Below are 16,299 nucleotides of genomic sequence, written 5' to 3'. Positions count from 1 at the left end.
CGCCGGCCACCGACGCGCTACAGCGCCCCACCCTGCCTCTCACGCTCGAGGAACGCGACCGTCTCGGGCCGCTGCGGGGCGTCGAAGATCTGCGCGGGCGTGCCCTGCTCGACGATCTTCCCGCCCTTCATGAACACGATTCGGTCGGCCACCTCGCGCGCGAACGACATCTCGTGCGTGGCCATGAGCATGGTCGACCCGCGGTCGCGCAGCACCCGCACCAGGTCGAGCACTTCGCCGACCAGCTGCGGGTCGAGGGCCGAGGTGATCTCGTCCAGCAGCAGCAGCTCGGGGTTGGTCATCACGGCGCGCACGATCGCGACGCGCTGCTGCTGGCCGCCCGAGAGCCGGTCGGGGAACTCCCGCGCCTTCGCCCCGAGCCCCAGCTGCTCGAGCAGCTCGGTGCCGCGGGCATAGGCCTCGGCCTTCGGCAGCCCGTGCACCTTCCGCGCAGCGAGGGTGACGTTGTCGATCACGCGCAGATGCGGAAAGAGGTTGAAGTGCTGGAACACCACGCCGATGCGCGAGCGGGCGGCATCCTGATCGATCGTCGGATCCGTCAGATCGTCGCCGTTGAGCAGGATCTGACCGTCGTCGACGCGCTCGATGAGGTTGATGGTGCGCAGCAGGGTCGACTTACCCGAGCCCGAAGCGCCGATCAGCACGACGACCTCGTGCTTCGCGATGTCGAGGTCGATGCCGTCCAACACCACGTGATCGCCGAAGGCCTTCCGCACCGCGCGGACGTCGAGCACTCTCATACGATTCCGCCCATCTGCTCGCGCTTCGCCAACCGCGCCGACACGTAGTCGGTGAGGCGGATCATCGGCAGCGCCATCGCGACGAACAGCAGAGCCGCGACGATGTACGGCGTGAAGTTGTAGTACTCCGCCGCCGCGATCTGCGCCGCGCGCACGGCATCCACCGCTCCGAGCACCGAGATCAGCCCGACGTCTTTCTGCATCGACACGAAGTCGTTCATGAGCGCCGGCACGACCTTGCGGACGCCCTGGGGGATCACGACGATCCGCAGCGTCTGGCCGTGGGTCAGGCCCATCGAGCGGGCGGCGACCCGCTGCGAGGGGTGCACGGCTTCCATGCCCGCGCGCAGCACCTCGGCGATGTACGCCGAGTAGGTCAGCACGATCGCAATGGTTCCCCACAGCACGACCGGCACGCGCCCGAAGATCCCGAGCGCCGGCAGGCCGAAGCCCACCAGGTACAGCACGATCAGCAGAGGGATGCCACGGAACAGGTCGGTGTAGACCGTGGCCAGGGCGCGCAGGGGGAAGAACACCGGCCCCCGCAGCGAGCGCAGCACCGCGAGGGTGGTGCCGAGCACCGCCACGGCGAGCGCGGCGACGATGAGCACCTGGATGTTGACCCACAGCCCCGCGAGGATCGACGGGAAGCTCTTGACCGCGATGTCGAGGTCGAAGAAGCTGCGGCGTACGTCTTCCCAGCCGGGGCTCGAGAGGATCGCCCACCCGACGACCACGACGAACACGACGGAGCTGACCAGGGCGATCAACACCGACTTCGTCGACTGCTGACGCCGCGTGGCGCGCCGACCGAGTTCGAGCTCGCTCGGCCGCCACGCGGTGTCGGATGAGGTGGATGCCACGGAGTTACTTCAGCACGGGCGCGGCGGCCGTGCCGCCGAGCCACTTCTGCTGCAGCTCGTCGAGGGTGCCGTCGGCCTTGAGGGCGTCGACCGCCTCGCTGACGGGAGCGGTCAGGGCCGAGCCCTTGGGCAGGACGTAGGCGAGCTCGTCGCCACCGGCTGAGGAGTCGGGGAGCTGACCGACGACCTTGCCGTTGTCGAGCACGGCGCCCGCGAGGTAGAACGCGGTGGGCAGGTCGACGACGATCGCATCCACCTGACCCGACTGCAGGGCGGCGACGGCGTCGTCGTTGGAGTTGAAGACGCTGAGGTTGCCCGTGCCGAGCTGGTCGGCGGCCACCTGGTAGCTGGTGGTGGCGCTCATGACGCCGACGGGGATGTTCTTCAGCTCGGCGACGGTCGTGGCCGAGGCCGCGGGCGAGGTGCCCGTCGTGACGACCGCCTGGGTGGTCGTGTAGTACGGCGACGAGAAGTCGACGGCCTGCTTGCGCTGCTCGGTGATCGAGAACTGCTGGACGTTCATGTCCCAGTCCTTCGGGCCGGGCGCGATCGCGCTGTCGAAGTTCGAGCGCACCCAGACGATGTCGTCCTTCGTGAAGCCGAGCTTCTCGGCGACGGCGCACGAGACGGCCGCCTCGAAGCCCTCGCACGACGCCGGGTCGTCGTTCTCGACCCAGGGCGAGAAGGCGGGCTCGCCGGTGGCGATGGTGAGCTTGCCGGCGGCGACGGTCTGCAGCGCGCCCTCGGTGGCGGGGGCGGCGCCGGCGTCGGAACCGGTGGGGGCGAAGGCGCAGGCCGTCAGGGTGACGACCGTGGCGGCGGCCAGGGCGGTCAGGGCGGCGACGCGGCGCAGGCGTGCGGAAGCGGTCACGATTTCTCCTCGTGGACGTATCGGGGTCATCCCCGGAGTGCTGTGATGTGCACAGCGTACCGAGCGCATGTTTCAGCGGATGTCGCCGTCGAAACCTGGCGACACGCGCCGTGGCCTACTCGGCGAGGCGCCAGTCGGCGAAGCTGAAGCCCGGAGACACCACGCAACTGACCACGACCTCAGCCTCTCCCGCCGGTCGGGCCGCCTGCCAGACCCCGGCCGGCACGGTCTGCTGCAGCACGTGACCGGCGGCGAGGTCGGGCCCGAGCGTCACCGTGCGCGCGTCACCGGGCTGGGAGCCGTCACCGCCGAGCGAGAGTTCGAGCGCGCCGGGGCCGTGCCAGAGCCACACCTCGTCGCTGGTCACGACGTGCCACGCGCTCTCTTCGCCCGGGGTGAGCAGGTAGTGGATGCAGGTGGCCGCGGGCCGCGTCCCCCCGGGGGTCTCGACCTCGACGCTGCCGGTCCACATGCGCCGGAACCACCCGCCCTCGGCGTGCGGTTCGAGATCGAGCAGGACGGCGGTGGCGGGACGCTCAGCGGTCATCGGCGGATTCTCCGGTCTCTCGGGTGAAGGCGGCGGATGCCGAGCGCACCTCGCCGTCGATGAACGTCGCGGCCGCGCTCCCCTCGCCGTCGACGACGAGGTGCTCGATGGTCTCATCGACCTCCGACACCGGCACGTCGAAGAACGCCAGGTCCGCCACGGCCCCCACGGCGAGATACCCGGTGCGCGCGGGCCCGGTGTCGAGCCCCATCGCGTGCGCCCCGCCGAGGGTCGCAGCGCGAAGCAGCAGTTCCGACAGATCGCGGTTCGCGTACCCCTGCGCCCGCGCCAGCCGGTGCAGCGCCGACACGTCGGCCAGCAGGTCGAGAGAGGGGCTGGATGCCAGGGAGTCGGTGCCCACGGCCAGCGCATTGCCCTCCAGCAGATACGCCGCGACCGGCGGCTCGTCGAGACCGATGACCGCGTTCGAGCGGGGGCAGAGCGCCACCGTCGTCCCCCGCGCGCGCAGGATCGCCCGGTCGCGCGCCGTCATGTACACGCCGTGGGCGATGTGGCAGTCGGGGCCTAGAACGCCGAGCTCGTCGACGAACTCGGTAGCTCCGGTGCCGAAGCCCTCGTCGCGCAGCGCCCGGAAGCTCGTTGGCCGGTGCAGTTGCCAGGGAACCGCCTCTCCGTGCTCGCGCTCGAAGGCGGCCTCGCCGAGGTGCAGGTGCAGGCGACTGCCGCGCTCGCGCACGATGTCGGGGATCTCGAGCAGCGGCTCGACGTCGAGGGAGTACGGCGCGTGTGGGGAGAGACCCGTTCCCGGAGGCGCGGGCATTGCGTCGAGGCGCGCCTCCACCTCGGCGCGGCCGCGCTCGGCCCACGCGGCGTTCGTCCAGCTCATCACCTCCCAGTAGGTGATGCCGTGCAGCCGCGCGTCGTGCAGCGCCGAGGCCGCCTCGACGTCGGTGACGATGTCGGCCACCGCCGTGGTCCCGGCGGCGATCATCGCGAGCGCTCCGGTCCTGGCATCCGCCGCCCAGTCGTGACCGGCGCGGTAGACCGGGGTGAAGGCGTCGTCCCAGTCGTCGAAGCCGGCGTACGAGCCCCGCCCGACCTCGGCCATACCGGTGTACTGCAGGTGCGAGTGCGCGTTGACGAGTCCGGGGGTGAGCACTCCCGGCCAGTGGACCTCGTCGAAGGCGAGCCCGCGCGCCCGCAGCTCGTGGCGCACCCACTCGCGGTCGCCGACGTGCCGGATGCGGCCTCCGGCGACCGCGATCGCTCCCCCGGGGATGGGCGGGGCGGTGACGGGAACGACGAGGGATGCCGAATACAGGACGACGTTCACGAGCGGGAGGCCTTGTATCGGGGCGAGCGCCACTCGTCGAGGCCTTCGGGGTCGAGCGCGCGCGGGGAGTCGAGCGCCGCTCCTCGCACCGCGAGCGCCGTCCGGGCGACGAGGTCGTCGACCTCGGGCCCCAACTCGTGCACGCCGACGCCGGGACGCCGCTCGAGCAGCGCCCCCAGGGCCGCGAGCTGAACGGCGAACGACAGGTCCATGATCTCGATCGGATTGCCTTCGGCCGCGGTGATGTTGACCGCTCCCCCGCCGCCCAACAGCAGCGCGGACCCCGCCTCGGCGACCTCGCCCGGCACGCCCCCGGCGACCGCGACCACGCGGGCCACCGCGGCGATCTCGCGCGTCACGGTCGCGGGGACGCCGGTCGCCGAGACCACGAGAGCTCCCCCGGCCAGATCGATCGCCGGGCCGGTGGCGAAGCCGCCGTGCTGCGCCTCGAGCGCCCGCACGGGGTCGGTCTCGGCCACGCGCACCTCGGCACCGAGCGCCCGCAGATGGGCGGCGACGCCCTGCCCGACGGGTCCGTAGCCGATGACGAGGGCCGGCTGATCCGTCAGCGCGATCCCCCGCTCCTCGAGCAGGTCCGCGATCGCGAACACGCACGACTGCCCCGTGCCGTAGCGGTTGTCGAACATGGTCTTGGTGCGGGCATCGTTGACGGCCATGACGGCGCAGCGCAGCAGACCCGCGTCCCGCATCCGCCGGAGCGGCGTCAGCCCGCTCGTCGTCTCTTCGCAGGCTCCGATCCAGCCGTCCACGAGCGCCGGGTCGTCCTCGTGCGCGAGACGAATGAGGTGCGCCCCGTCGTCGAGCAGCACGTCGAGGCCCGCGCGCACGAACTCAAGGGCGGCCGCGTGCTCGTCGGCACCCGACAGCGACGGATCCGCCGTCACCGCGAACCCCCGCTCCCGCAGCTCGTCGGCGACCGCGACATCGGTCTCGTCCGGATGCGCGTACACCGATACCTCCGCGCCCCGCTCGCGCAGCAGCAGCGACAGCACGGCGGTCTTCGGCTCGAGCACCATCGCCACACCCACCCGCAGGCCGGTGAGGTCGAGCCGCTCGGCCAGGGCCGTGGCGACGGGCATGTGCTGCCGTGCGAACGCGATGCGCCCGGCTGCATCACCGCGCTCGGGCAGGGGCCTTCCGTCGAGCAGCACCCGGTCGGCATCCAGGTCGAACTCGATGCGCCCCGGACGGGGAGTCGGACTCGGGATGCCACCCAGCCGCTCCACCAGCTGAGCCAGGGCGTCGGCGCCGGTTCCGGTCGCCGCGAACGGGCGTCCGGCGATCATCAGGTTCGACGCGCGCGCGAAGCGGCGGACGATGCGCTCGGGTGCGCGGGGGTCGGTCACGGCACTCAGCCTAGGGTCCCGGCATCCGTCCCCCCGACGACCCCCGCGGTGGGCGGGTTCGGGGCGCGTTCGTCCGTTTGGGGCGCGGCATTCCCCGCCCCGAACGGAAAAGTGCGCCCCAAACCCGGAGGCCCCGCGGCACCAACGAAAAGGCCCCGCCCTGCCGAAGCAGGAGCGGGGCCGAATCGTGCGTCGCGAATTACTTCGCGGCGACCACCTGGAGGGTGATCACGGCGGTGACGTCGTCACGCAGGCGAACGGTCGCCTCGTGCTCGCCGACCGACTTGATCGAAGAGGTGATCTGGATCTTGCGCTTGTCGAGCTCACCGAGACCGGCGGCCTTGACGGCGTCGGCGACATCGGCGGGCTTGACCGAACCGAACAGGCGACCCTCGTTGCCGGCCTTGACCGACAGCTTGACGGTGTTCGACTCGAGGGTGTTCTTCAGGGCCACGGCGTCTTCGTGCGCGTGGATCGCGCGGGACTCGCGAGCGGCGCGGATCGACGCGACCTGCTTCTCGCCACCGCGGCTCCAAGCCACGGCGAAGCCCTGCGGGATGAGGTAGTTGCGGGCGTACCCGTTCTTGACCTCGACAACATCACCGGCGCTACCGAGCCCGGTGACCTCATTCGTGAGAATCAGCTTTGCCATCGGGTGCTCCTTAGCGGCCGGCGCCGGCGTAGGGCAGGAGAGCCATCTCGCGCGCGTTCTTGATGGCGCGGGCGATCAGGCGCTGCTCCTGCACGGAGACACCGGTGATACGACGGGCGCGGATCTTGCCGCGCTCCGAGATGAACTTGCGGAGGGTTGCGACGTCCTTGTAGTCGATGACGCCGACGCGAATCGCCTTCGCGGGGGCTGCGTTCTTTGCGCCCTTCCGCGGCTTGCGGCGGTCGCCAGTGGCCTTTCCAGCCATGCTTCCTTCTTTCGTGTGGTTCGGACGCCGTTCCGGTCACGGGGACCGGGTCATGGCATCCGGAATTTCAGGGGTCGTCTCGCTCGAGAGCGGGGCGAAGATCAGAACGGGGTGTCGTCGCCGTAGGAACCGGGAGTGCTCCACGCGTCCGCGCCGCTGTTGTTGCCGCCGCCGTTGTTCGAGCCGGGGGTCGACCACGGCTCGTCGTTCGACTGCTGCACCTGGGCGCGCTGACCGCCGCCGCCACCGTTACCGCCACCGGCGGCTCGGGTGACCTGGGCGGTCGCGTAGCGGAGCGAGGGGCCGATCTCATCGACTTCGAGTTCGATGGAGGTGCGGTTGTTGCCCTCGCGGTCCTGGTAGGAACGCTGCTTCAGGCGACCGGTCGCGATGACACGGCTGCCCTTGGTCAGCGAACCGGCGACGTGCTCGGCGAATTCGCGCCACACCGAGGCGCGCAGGAAGAGCGCCTCGCCGTCCTTCCACTCGTTCGCCTGACGGTCGAACGTGCGGGGGGTCGACGCGATGGTGAAGTTCGCGACCGGGAGCCCGTTCTGCGTGTAGCGCAGCTCGGGGTCGGCCGTGAGGTTACCCACGACGGTGATGACGGTTTCGCCGGCCATCGTCGTTACTTCGCAGCCTTCTCGGCGGACTCGACCTTGCGGGGAGCGGCGGCCTTGCGGGCGGCCTTCTCCTCGGAGCGCTTGGCTTCGGCGGCGACCTGGGCGATCGCTTCTTCGGCACGGAGGACCTTGGTGCGCATGATCTGCTCGTTCAGCTTCAGCTGACGGTCGAGCTCGTTCGTGGCCTCGCTGGTCGCGACGAAGTTGACGACGGCGTAGATGCCCTCGTTCTTCTTGCGGATCTCGTAGGCGAGACGACGGCGGCCCCAGATGTCGATCTTGTCGATGGTTCCTCCATCGGCCGTGATGACCTTGAGGAATCCGTCGAGCTTCGGAGCGACCTGGCGCTCGTCGACCTCGGGATCGAAGATGACCATGAGTTCGTACTGGTGCGTCACTAACCCACCTCCTTCGGACTAGAACGGCTGACGGGCATTTCCCGGCAGCAGGAGGGTGTGTTGCACGTCGTCACGGGCTCACACGCGCATGGGCGTCGCCGGACAACCTTCGTAGTCTAACGGATGCCGCTGGCCTCGGGGAATCCGACCTCGGTAGCGTGGACGTGACCAGACGACGGCGGGGGGCCGCATGGCAGGGATTCGACCGTTCGACGCGCGAGCATTGCTGACGCCGCCCGACCCCCGGGCCGCGAAGGCCTTCACCGCCGACCTGCGCAAGACCGGACGGCTCCCGGGAACGGGTGTGGCCGTCGTCACCTTCGCCATCGCGTTCGCACTCATCGGCGGGATCGGCGTCGTCATCATCGTCGCGGCGGTGCTGCTCGCGCCGGTGCTGCGCGAGGGGTCGTTCATCCTCGGCATCCTGTTCCTCTTTCCGATCGTGATCGGTCTCGGCGGTCTGGCGCTGGCGTGGTTCCTCGGGCAGAAGACGCAACGCGCCCAGGAGGACCGCCGGTGGCGCCTCGCCGGGTTCAGTCGCGACGTGGGCATGGAGTACGTTCCCGCGGTGCCCGCTCCCCCGCTGCCGGGCGTGCTGTTCGGGATCGGCGGCGACCGCACGGCGTACGACATCCTGCGCGGGCGCGAGCCGCGGTTCGTCGAGATCGGCAACTACTCGTATACGACGAGCGACGGGAAGAACACGCGAACCTCGCGGTGGGGGTACATCGCGATCCGGCTCGACGTGCCTCTCCCCCACATCGTGCTGGATGCGGTGGGCAACGGCGTGAAGCTCGGCATCTGGCAGCGCGGGCAGCGGCTGAGTCTCGAGGGCGACTTCGACAGGTACTTCCAGCTTTCGTGCCCCGAGGGGTACGAAAGCGACGCGCTGTACCTCTTCACGCCCGATGTCATGGCGCGCTTCATCGACAACGCCTCGGCGCTCGAGGTCGAGATCGTCGACGACTGGATGTTCCTCTACTCCCCCGACGAGCTGTCGACCCTCGACCCCACCCGGTGGGCGTGGGCGTTCGCGGTCGTTTCGGCGTTGCTCGACAAGCTCGACCAGTGGGGACGCTGGCGCGACGACAAGCTGGTGGCGAGCGCCCCCGTCGATCGACCGGCGGTGGCGGCACCGGCGCCCACCTTCACCCCCGCACCCGTCGGGGTCGCCCCGCCCGGGCAGCGGCTGAAGCGCAGCAACGCGTGGCTCAACGCGCTGCTCGTCGTGGCGGGAGCCCTCGTCGTCATCCCCGTCGTGCTCTTCGCCGTCGGCTTCCTCGTGTTCCTGGGACAGTGACCGTGACCGTCGACACCACCGCCCTGACCCAGCCCATCGACCGTGCGAAGGTCCGCGGTTTCGACAAGGCCCTGCGCGAGAAGGGGATGCTGCGCAGCCGCGCCCTCACGATCATCGTGTTCTCGGTGATCGGGCTCGCGGCGCTGGTCATCATCGTTCCGACCTTCGTCTCGATCGTCGCGATGGGGATCACCCGCAGCAGCTCGAGCGGCGTCGCCCTCCTGCCCGTCGTCGTCATCGCCATCGTCATCGGCCTGATGGTCTGGGCGCTCATCCGGGGGGTCGGCGGCGCGGCGGCACGCCGGTACCGGCTGAGTCTCTTCGCGAGCGCGAACGGGATGACCTGGCATCCGGGATTCTCCAATCCCCGACGACCGGGCATGATCTTCGACCTCGGCCGCGACCAGGAGCTGCACGACGTCATGCGGCGCGAGCACCCGCGCTCGCTCGAGGTGGCGAATTACACGTACGAGACCGGGTCGGGCAAGAGCAAGCAGACGCACCGGTGGGGCTACGTCGCGCTGCGACTCGACACCCCTCTCCCTCATATCGTGCTGGATGCCGTGGGCAACAACGGTCTGTTCGGCGGCTCGAACCTGCCCATCACGTTCGGTCGCGACCAGCGGCTGAGCCTCGAGGGCGACTTCGACAAGCATTTCGCCCTGTACTGCCCCGAGGGGTACGAGCGCGATGCGCTGTATCTGTTCACCCCCGACGTGATGGCGCGCTTCATCGACAACGCGGCGGCCCTCGACGTCGAGATCGTCGACGACTGGCTGTTCCTGTACGCCAAGCGCGACCTGGTGACACTCGACCCCGCGACCTGGCGGTGGCTCTTCGCCACGATCGACGCGATCGACGAGAAGCTCGCGCAGTGGGCGCGGTGGCGCGACGACCGGCTTGCCGGGTCTTCGGCGGCGGCGGTTCCGACACCCGGTACCGCTCCCCTGCTCACGCCTCCGCCCGCGGGTGTGGCCGCGCAGGGCCGGCGACTCAAGCGCGGGTTCCCCGTCTGGACGTTCGTCGTGTTCGCCGCGGTCGCCGGGTGGTGGATCCTCACGACCGTGTTCGGGCGCTGACGCGGGGGGCTGGGGCGGGGCGGGTGGCCGTGGCGGGGGTGGCCGCGGCACAGGCTCGGCGATCTGCACAAGCTCAGTCGAAATCCGGCGGATTGGACTGAGGATGCGCGAATCACTGAGTTTGCGCGACGGGCGCGGGGCGGATGCCACGGCACACGCTCCGCAATTCGCGCAAACTCAGCCGGCATCCCGCGCATTGCACTGAGGGTGCGCGAATCGATGACCCTGCGCGACGACGGCGGATGCCACGACACAGACTCCGCGATCCGCACAAGCTCAGCCGGCATCCCTTGCATCGCACTGAGGATGCGCGAATCACTGACCCTGCGCGACGACGGCGGATGCCACGACACACGCTCCGCGATTCGCACAAGCTCAGCCGGCATCCCGCGCATTGCGCTGAGGGTGCGCGAATCGCTGACCCTGCGCGACGACGGCGGATGCCACGACACAAGCTCCGCAATTCGCACAAACTCAGCCGGCATCCCGCGCATTGCGCTGAGGGTGCGCGAATCACTGACCCTGAGCCACGGCCGGGGCCCCCGCGCACCACGCGCGAGGGCCCGAGGCGATCAGACCCCGCGGGTCGAACGCCAGAGCTCGCGGCGGTTCTCCTGCTCGACGGGGTCGGGCACCGGCAGCGACACGAGCAGGCGCTTGGTGTAGTCATCGCGCGGCTCGGTGAGCACCTGGACGGTCGTGCCCTGCTCGCGGATCACGCCCTGCTGCAGCACCACGACGCGATCGGCGACCTCGTCGACGACGGCGAGGTCGTGGCTGATGAACAGGCACGCGAAGCCGAACTCCGCCTGCAGCTGCGCGAACAGCTGCAGCACGCGCGCCTGCACCGACACATCCAACGCCGAGGTCGGCTCGTCGGCGATCAGCAGCTTGGGGTCGAGCGCGAGCGCGCGGGCGAGCGAGGCGCGCTGGCGCTGGCCGCCCGACAGCTCGTGCGGGTAGCGGTCGCCGAACGCGGTCGGCAGCTGCACGGCATCCAGCAGCTCATTCACCCGGGTGCGCGCGGCCCGGGCACCCGAGACGCGGCGGTGCACCACGAGCGGCTCGGCGATGCACTCCGCGATCGTGAGCAGCGGGTTGAAGCTCGTCGCGGGGTCCTGGAAGACGAACCCGATGTCGGGCCGGGTCTTCGCGAGATTCCGGGGCTTCGCGCCGTTCATCTCGGTGCTGAGGACCTTGAGCGACCCCCCGACGACCGAGGTGAGACCCACCATCGCGCGACCGATCGTGGTCTTGCCCGAGCCGGACTCCCCCACCAGGCCGAGTACTTCGCCGGGACCGATCCAGAAATCGACGCCCTTCACGGCGACGACGCCGGGCGACCCGAAGCGACCGGGGTAGCCGATCTCGACCTTCTCGGCGACGACCAGGCTCCCCGCCGGCGGCGAGGTGGGCGCGGCATCGGCGAGCGACTGGCGCGAGCTCTTGCCGCGACCCACGTGCGGCACGGCGGCGAGCAGTTCGCGCGTGTACTCCTCGCGCGGGGCCGCGAACAGCTCGCGCACGGGCGCCTGCTCGACGATGTCGCCGCGGTACATCACGATCACGCGGTCGGCGAGGTCGGCGACAACGCCCATGTTGTGCGTGATGAGCACGATCGTCGCGCCGAACTCGTCGCGGCACGTGCGCAGCAGGTCGAGGATTTCGGCCTGCACGGTGACATCCAGCGCCGTGGTCGGCTCGTCGGCGATGATCAGGCCGGCATTGAGCACGAGCGCCATCGCGATGACCACGCGCTGCTTCTGCCCGCCCGAGAACTGGTGCGGGTAGTCGTCGACGCGCTGCTCGGGGTTCGGGATGCCGACCCGGCGCAGGATGTCGACGGCCTTGGTCTTGGCCTCGGACTTCGACAGCTTCTCGTGCGCACGCAGACCCTCGGCGATCTGCCACCCCACGGTGTAGACGGGGTTGAGGGCGGTCGAGGGCTCCTGGAACACCATGGCGGCGTCGCGCCCGCGCATCTCGCGCAGCTGAGCGCGGGTGGCGTGCACGATGTCGGTCTGGTCGCCGTCGCGTCCGCGCACGATGACCGCACCCGACAGCGTCGCCGTCTCGGGCAACAGCCCCAGCAACGTGTTCGCGGTGACGGTCTTGCCAGAGCCCGACTCGCCCACGATCGCGAGCACCTCGCCGGCGTGGGCCTCGAGCGAGATCCCGTTGATCGCGGCGACCGGCGCACCGTCCGTGGCGAACGCGACGCGCAGGTCGTCGATACGGGCGACGGGCGCGGTGGCGGCGGTCATGAGGGGCTCCCTTCGGAGGGGGCGGATGCCGGGGACCCGGCGGGGGACGCGGTGGCCGAGGCCTCAGCAGGAGCCGTCGACGGATCGACCGCCGTGACGGGCGCGGGCGCACGCCCGGCTCGGCGACGCGTGCGCAGGCGCGGGTCGCTGAGGTCGTTCAGGCTCTCGCCGACGAGGGTGATGCCGAGCACGGCGAGGACGATCGCGACTCCCGGCGGGATGGCCGTCCACCAGATGCCACTGGTCACATCGCTCACCGAGCGGTTGAGGTCGTAGCCCCACTCGGCGGCGGCGGTGGCCTCGATGCCGAAACCGAGGAAGCCGAGGCCCGCGAGGGTCAGCAACGCCTCGGAGGCGTTGAGGGTCACGACGACCGGCAGCGAGCGCGTCGAGTTGCGTAGCACGTGACGCAGGAGGATGCGGCCCGTGGGCACGCCGATCACGCGCGCCGACTCGACGAACGGCTCGGCCTTGACCCGCACCACCTCGGCGCGGATCACGCGGAAGTACTGCGGCACGAAGACCACCGTGATCGAGATCGCGGTGGCGAGGATGCCACCCCACAGCGTCGACTGGCCCTTGGTGATGGCGATCGACATGACGATCGCGAGCAGCAGCGAGGGGAAGGCGTAGATCGCGTCGCACAGCACGACCAGGATGCGGTCGAGCCAGCCGCCGAAGTAGCCGCCGACGAGCCCCAGGAAAATGCCGAGGAAGATCGAGAACGCGATCGCGCACAGGATCACGAGCAGCGCGGTCTGCGCTCCCCAGATCACGCGCGAGAGCACGTCGTATCCACCGACGGTCGTTCCGAGCAGGTTCATCGCGCTCGGCGGCTGCTGCGTGCCGAACTTCACGCCGTCGGCCTCCTGCTGCGCGAACCCGTAGGGAGCGAGCAGCGGGGCGAACAGCGCCGTGAGCAGGAACACGGTGGTGATCACGAGCCCGATCACGAGCATCGTGCGCTGCAGGCCGACGCTGCGGCGCAGGTGCGAGATCACCGGCAGGCGGTCGCGAAGCGGCACCTTGCGTGCGGTCACGGTGTCGTCGGAGAGGGAGGGGGTCATGGCATCCGACATCTCAGTACCTCACTCGCGGGTCGATGATCGCCGCGATGACGTCGACGAGGAAGTTGGTGAAGGCGACCAGCACGGCGATGATCACGACGATGCCCTGCACGGCGACGAAGTCACGCGCCTTGAGGTACTCGCTGAGCATGAAGCCCAGGCCCTTCCACTCGAAGGTCGTCTCGGTCAGCACCGCGCCCGACAGCAGCAGGGCGATCTGCAGGCCGATCACGGTGATGATCGGGATGAGGGCGGGGCGGTAGGCGTGCTTGGTGACCAGGCGGTACTCCCCCACTCCGCGCGAACGAGCCGAAGTGACGTACTGTGCGCCGAGCGTGCCGATGACGTTGGTGCGGACCAGACGCAGGAAGATCCCCGCCGTCAGGATGCCGAGAGCCACACCGGGCAGGATCGCGTGGATCAGCACGTCGCCCACGGCCGCGCCGTCGCCGAGACGGATCGCGTCGATCAAGTAGATGCCGGTGGGGTTGTCGAGCGTGCCGAACTTGAGCTCGGTGCGGGTGCTCGCGCGGCCGGCGACCGGCAGGACACTCAGCCACACCGAGAAGACGAGCTTGAGCAGCAGGCCGACGAAGAAGATGGGGGTCGCGTAGCCGAGGATCGCCCCGATGCGCAGGGTCGCGTCGGGCCAGCGGTCGCGCTTGTACGCGGCGATGAGACCGAACGGGATGCCGATGAGCAGCGCCACGAAGAGTGCGTAGATCGCGAGCTCGAGGGTGGCGGAGCCGTACTGCAGCAGGATCTCGATGACCGGGCGGTTGTCGGTGAGCGTGGTACCGAAGTCACCGCGGAGGATGCCGCCGATGTACTCGAAATACTGCAGGATCAGCGGTCGGTCGTACCCGGCCTGGGCGATGCGGGCCTCGAGCTGATCGGGGGGAAGGCGGCCGCCGAGGGCGGCGGTGATCGGGTCGCCCGTGATGCGCATGAGCACGAAAACCACGGTGACGAGGATGAACACCGTCGGGATGATCAGGAGCAGACGGACCAGGATGTAGCGCCACAGTCCTCCGCCCTTGGGAGCGACGGGTTTGGCGATGTCGGCAGCGTCGACGGCGGTGACCATACGGGAGGGACCTCACTCGAAGGGGGAACGGCGCCTCGTCGCTCCGCTCTCACCCAACGACCGAGGGTACGTGACCCCCGGTCGTCGGGTGTGCGGAATCGCGCGAGGCGCCGATTCGGTCTTACTTGTGCAGCGGTGCGTAGCGGAACTTGAAGGACCCGTCGAGGACGGCACCCTCGACGCTCGAGCCCACGATCGCGACCTGCTTGCCCTGGAGCAGCGGGAGCGTCGACAGGTCGGCGGCCACCTTGTCCTGGATCTGACCGATCTCCTGCTCACGCGTTGTCTTGTCGGTCTGCGTCGCCTGGTCGACGAGCAGCTTCTGGACCTCGGCGTTGTCGTAGTGGTTCAGCAGGAAGTTGTCCTTCGAGAAGAACGGGGTGAGGTAGTTGTCGGCATCCGAGTAGTCGGGGAACCAACCGAGCTGGTAAGCGGGGTAGGCGTCGGCCTTGCGGTCCTTCGTGTACTGCACCCACTCCGTCTGCGCGAGGTTGACGGTGAACAGGCCGTCCGCCTCGAGCTGCGCCTTGACCGCGGCGTACTCGTCACCCGACGAGGGGCCGTAGTGGTCGCCGTTGTACTGCAGGTTCAGCGTGACGGGGGTGGTGAGACCCGCCGCCTCGAGGGTCGCCTTGGCCTTGGCGGCGTCGGGCTTGCCGTTGCCGTCGCCGTACATGTCCTTGAGCGCCTCGTTGGCGCCCGCGAGACCCTGCGGGACGTAGGAGTACAGCGGCGAGTAGGTGTCCTTGTAGACGTCGGTGGCGATCGCCTGACGGTCGACGAGGTCGGCCGCGGCCTGGCGGATCGCGAGCGACTTGGCGGGGTCGGCGTCGGCGGTCTTCGTGCCGTAGGGCATGGTGTCGAAGTTGAAGACGATGTAGCGGATCTCTCCACCGGGACCGTCGACGACCTTGACCGCGTCGTCCTTCTGCAGGTCGGCGACGTCGGTCGCGCTCAGGCTGCGGTAGGCGACGTCGATCGCTCCCGACTGCACGTCGAGCTTGAGGTTCGACGAGTCGGCGTAGTACTTCGTCGAGATGCCGCCGTTGGCCGCCTTGGGGAGCGAACCGGCGTAGTCGGCGTACGGCGCGTACGAGATGAGCTCGTTGGGCTTGTACGACTCGATCGTGTACTGACCGGCGAAGGCCTTGCCGTCGACGATGGTGTCGTCGGGGGTGACGGCGGTGGCCGAGAAGACCTCTTCGTCGACGATGGGGGCGGCGGGGCTCGACAGGATCTGGGGCCAGACCTGGTCGTTGCCGTTCTTCAGCGTGAAGACGACGGTCGTGTCGTCGGGGGTCGCGACGCTGTCGAGGTTGCCCAGCAGCGATGCGGGGCCGTTCGGGTCGTTGATCGCGACCTGGCGGTCGAACGAGAACTTCACGTCGGACGACGTCAGGTCGTGGCCGTTGGCGAACTTCAGGCCCGACTTGAGCTTGACCGTGTACTCGGTCGGCGAGGTGAACTCGGCCGACTCGGCGATGTCGGGGGTGACCTCCGACGTGCCGTACTGGCTGTTCATGAGGAACGGGTAGATCTGCGTCATGACGGCGAACGAGCCGTTGTCGTACGAGCCGGCCGGGTCGATCGAGGTGATCTTGTCGGTGGTGCCGATGACGAGGGGGTCGGTCGAGCTGCCGCCGCCCGAGGAGTTGTCGCCGTCGCCGGCGGAGCAACCTGCGAGAACGAGGGCCGAAACGCCCAACGCGCCGAGAGCGAGGCCGAGACGGCCGCGTCCACTGTTGTGCAGTGTCATGTTTTACCTCTGCTGTGAAGTGACGATTGCGACAGATGCCGCAGTCCTTCGGACATCTAAGTCCGATTCCCGCCGCTCACAAAGCCCTCACGCGCATATTTACGA

Annotated in this window: 16 protein-coding genes; 2 read left to right on the top strand and 14 right to left on the bottom strand. The window is 69.5% G+C overall.

From position 1 onward, the window contains the following. Positions 1–17: 17 nt before the first annotated feature. From F9B98_RS06330 to rpsF, 10 genes are all read right to left on the bottom strand, one after another. Positions 18–761 (bottom strand): amino acid ABC transporter ATP-binding protein, encoded by a 744-nt coding sequence (locus F9B98_RS06330; RefSeq protein WP_150954422.1) that lies wholly within the window; start codon positions 759–761, stop codon positions 18–20. Beyond that, a complete protein-coding gene (locus F9B98_RS06325; protein ID WP_150954419.1) occupies positions 758–1,624 on the bottom strand; it encodes an amino acid ABC transporter permease in 867 nt (288 codons plus the stop codon). Before F9B98_RS06325 ends, F9B98_RS06330 begins: the two co-directional genes overlap by 4 nt. Positions 1,625–1,628: 4 nt before the next feature. Beyond that, complete coding sequence (locus tag F9B98_RS06320) at positions 1,629–2,495, bottom strand: ABC transporter substrate-binding protein (RefSeq protein WP_225310246.1); 867 nt, start codon at positions 2,493–2,495, stop codon at positions 1,629–1,631. Between the two features lie 115 nt (positions 2,496–2,610). Then, a complete protein-coding gene (locus tag F9B98_RS06315; protein WP_150954413.1) occupies positions 2,611–3,042 on the bottom strand; it encodes a cupin domain-containing protein in 432 nt (143 codons plus the stop codon). Continuing rightward, positions 3,032–4,336, bottom strand: coding sequence for an amidohydrolase family protein (locus F9B98_RS06310; RefSeq protein WP_225310245.1), 1,305 nt, complete (start codon positions 4,334–4,336; stop codon positions 3,032–3,034). The genes F9B98_RS06315 and F9B98_RS06310 overlap by 11 nt, the downstream gene beginning before the upstream one ends. Then, a complete protein-coding gene (locus tag F9B98_RS06305; RefSeq protein WP_225310244.1) occupies positions 4,333–5,703 on the bottom strand; it encodes an adenosylhomocysteinase in 1,371 nt (456 codons plus the stop codon). Before F9B98_RS06305 ends, F9B98_RS06310 begins: the two co-directional genes overlap by 4 nt. Before the next feature lie 199 nt (positions 5,704–5,902). Continuing rightward, a complete protein-coding gene (gene rplI, locus F9B98_RS06300) occupies positions 5,903–6,355 on the bottom strand; it encodes a 50S ribosomal protein L9 (RefSeq protein WP_150954407.1) in 453 nt (150 codons plus the stop codon). Between the two features lie 10 nt (positions 6,356–6,365). Continuing rightward, on the bottom strand, positions 6,366–6,620 hold the full coding sequence (gene rpsR / locus F9B98_RS06295) for a 30S ribosomal protein S18 (protein WP_013584646.1): 255 nt from the start codon (positions 6,618–6,620) through the stop codon (positions 6,366–6,368). Positions 6,621–6,721: 101 nt separating this feature from the next. Further along, complete coding sequence (locus F9B98_RS06290) at positions 6,722–7,243, bottom strand: single-stranded DNA-binding protein (protein WP_150954403.1); 522 nt, start codon at positions 7,241–7,243, stop codon at positions 6,722–6,724. A gap of 5 nt (positions 7,244–7,248) precedes the next feature. Beyond that, a complete protein-coding gene (rpsF, locus tag F9B98_RS06285) occupies positions 7,249–7,641 on the bottom strand; it encodes a 30S ribosomal protein S6 (protein ID WP_058622540.1) in 393 nt (130 codons plus the stop codon). Between the two features lie 190 nt (positions 7,642–7,831). On the opposite strand from rpsF, the gene F9B98_RS06280 reads away from it, so the two are divergent. Both F9B98_RS06280 and F9B98_RS06275 read left to right on the top strand, forming a co-directional pair. After that, complete coding sequence (locus F9B98_RS06280; protein ID WP_150954400.1) at positions 7,832–8,941, top strand: hypothetical protein; 1,110 nt, start codon at positions 7,832–7,834, stop codon at positions 8,939–8,941. Positions 8,942–8,943: 2 nt separating this feature from the next. Continuing rightward, complete coding sequence (locus F9B98_RS06275) at positions 8,944–10,020, top strand: hypothetical protein (RefSeq protein WP_225310243.1); 1,077 nt, start codon at positions 8,944–8,946, stop codon at positions 10,018–10,020. Between the two features lie 572 nt (positions 10,021–10,592). Here F9B98_RS06275 and F9B98_RS06270 read toward each other — a convergent pair. The 4 genes from F9B98_RS06270 to F9B98_RS06255 all read right to left on the bottom strand — a co-directional run bounded on the left by F9B98_RS06270 (position 10,593) and on the right by F9B98_RS06255 (position 16,194). Further along, positions 10,593–12,284, bottom strand: coding sequence for a dipeptide ABC transporter ATP-binding protein (locus F9B98_RS06270; RefSeq protein ID WP_150954395.1), 1,692 nt, complete (start codon positions 12,282–12,284; stop codon positions 10,593–10,595). Further along, positions 12,281–13,351: an ABC transporter permease gene (locus tag F9B98_RS06265; RefSeq protein ID WP_150954392.1), complete on the bottom strand. Its 1,071-nt coding sequence runs from the start codon at positions 13,349–13,351 to the stop codon at positions 12,281–12,283. The genes F9B98_RS06270 and F9B98_RS06265 overlap by 4 nt, the downstream gene beginning before the upstream one ends. Before the next feature lie 13 nt (positions 13,352–13,364). Then, a complete protein-coding gene (locus F9B98_RS06260; RefSeq protein ID WP_150954389.1) occupies positions 13,365–14,438 on the bottom strand; it encodes an ABC transporter permease in 1,074 nt (357 codons plus the stop codon). A 121-nt stretch (positions 14,439–14,559) separates the two neighbouring features. Further along, the gene (locus tag F9B98_RS06255; protein ID WP_150954386.1) at positions 14,560–16,194 is read right to left on the bottom strand and encodes an ABC transporter substrate-binding protein; all 1,635 of its coding nucleotides are present in this window, start codon (positions 16,192–16,194) and stop codon (positions 14,560–14,562) included. Positions 16,195–16,299: the final 105 nt, after the last annotated feature.

Source organism: Microbacterium testaceum StLB037 (assembly GCF_008763945.1).
GTDB classification, from domain to species: domain Bacteria; phylum Actinomycetota; class Actinomycetes; order Actinomycetales; family Microbacteriaceae; genus Microbacterium; species Microbacterium testaceum_G.
Note: the sequence above shows the minus strand (reverse complement) of the source record. Positions and strands in the feature narration are given on the sequence as shown.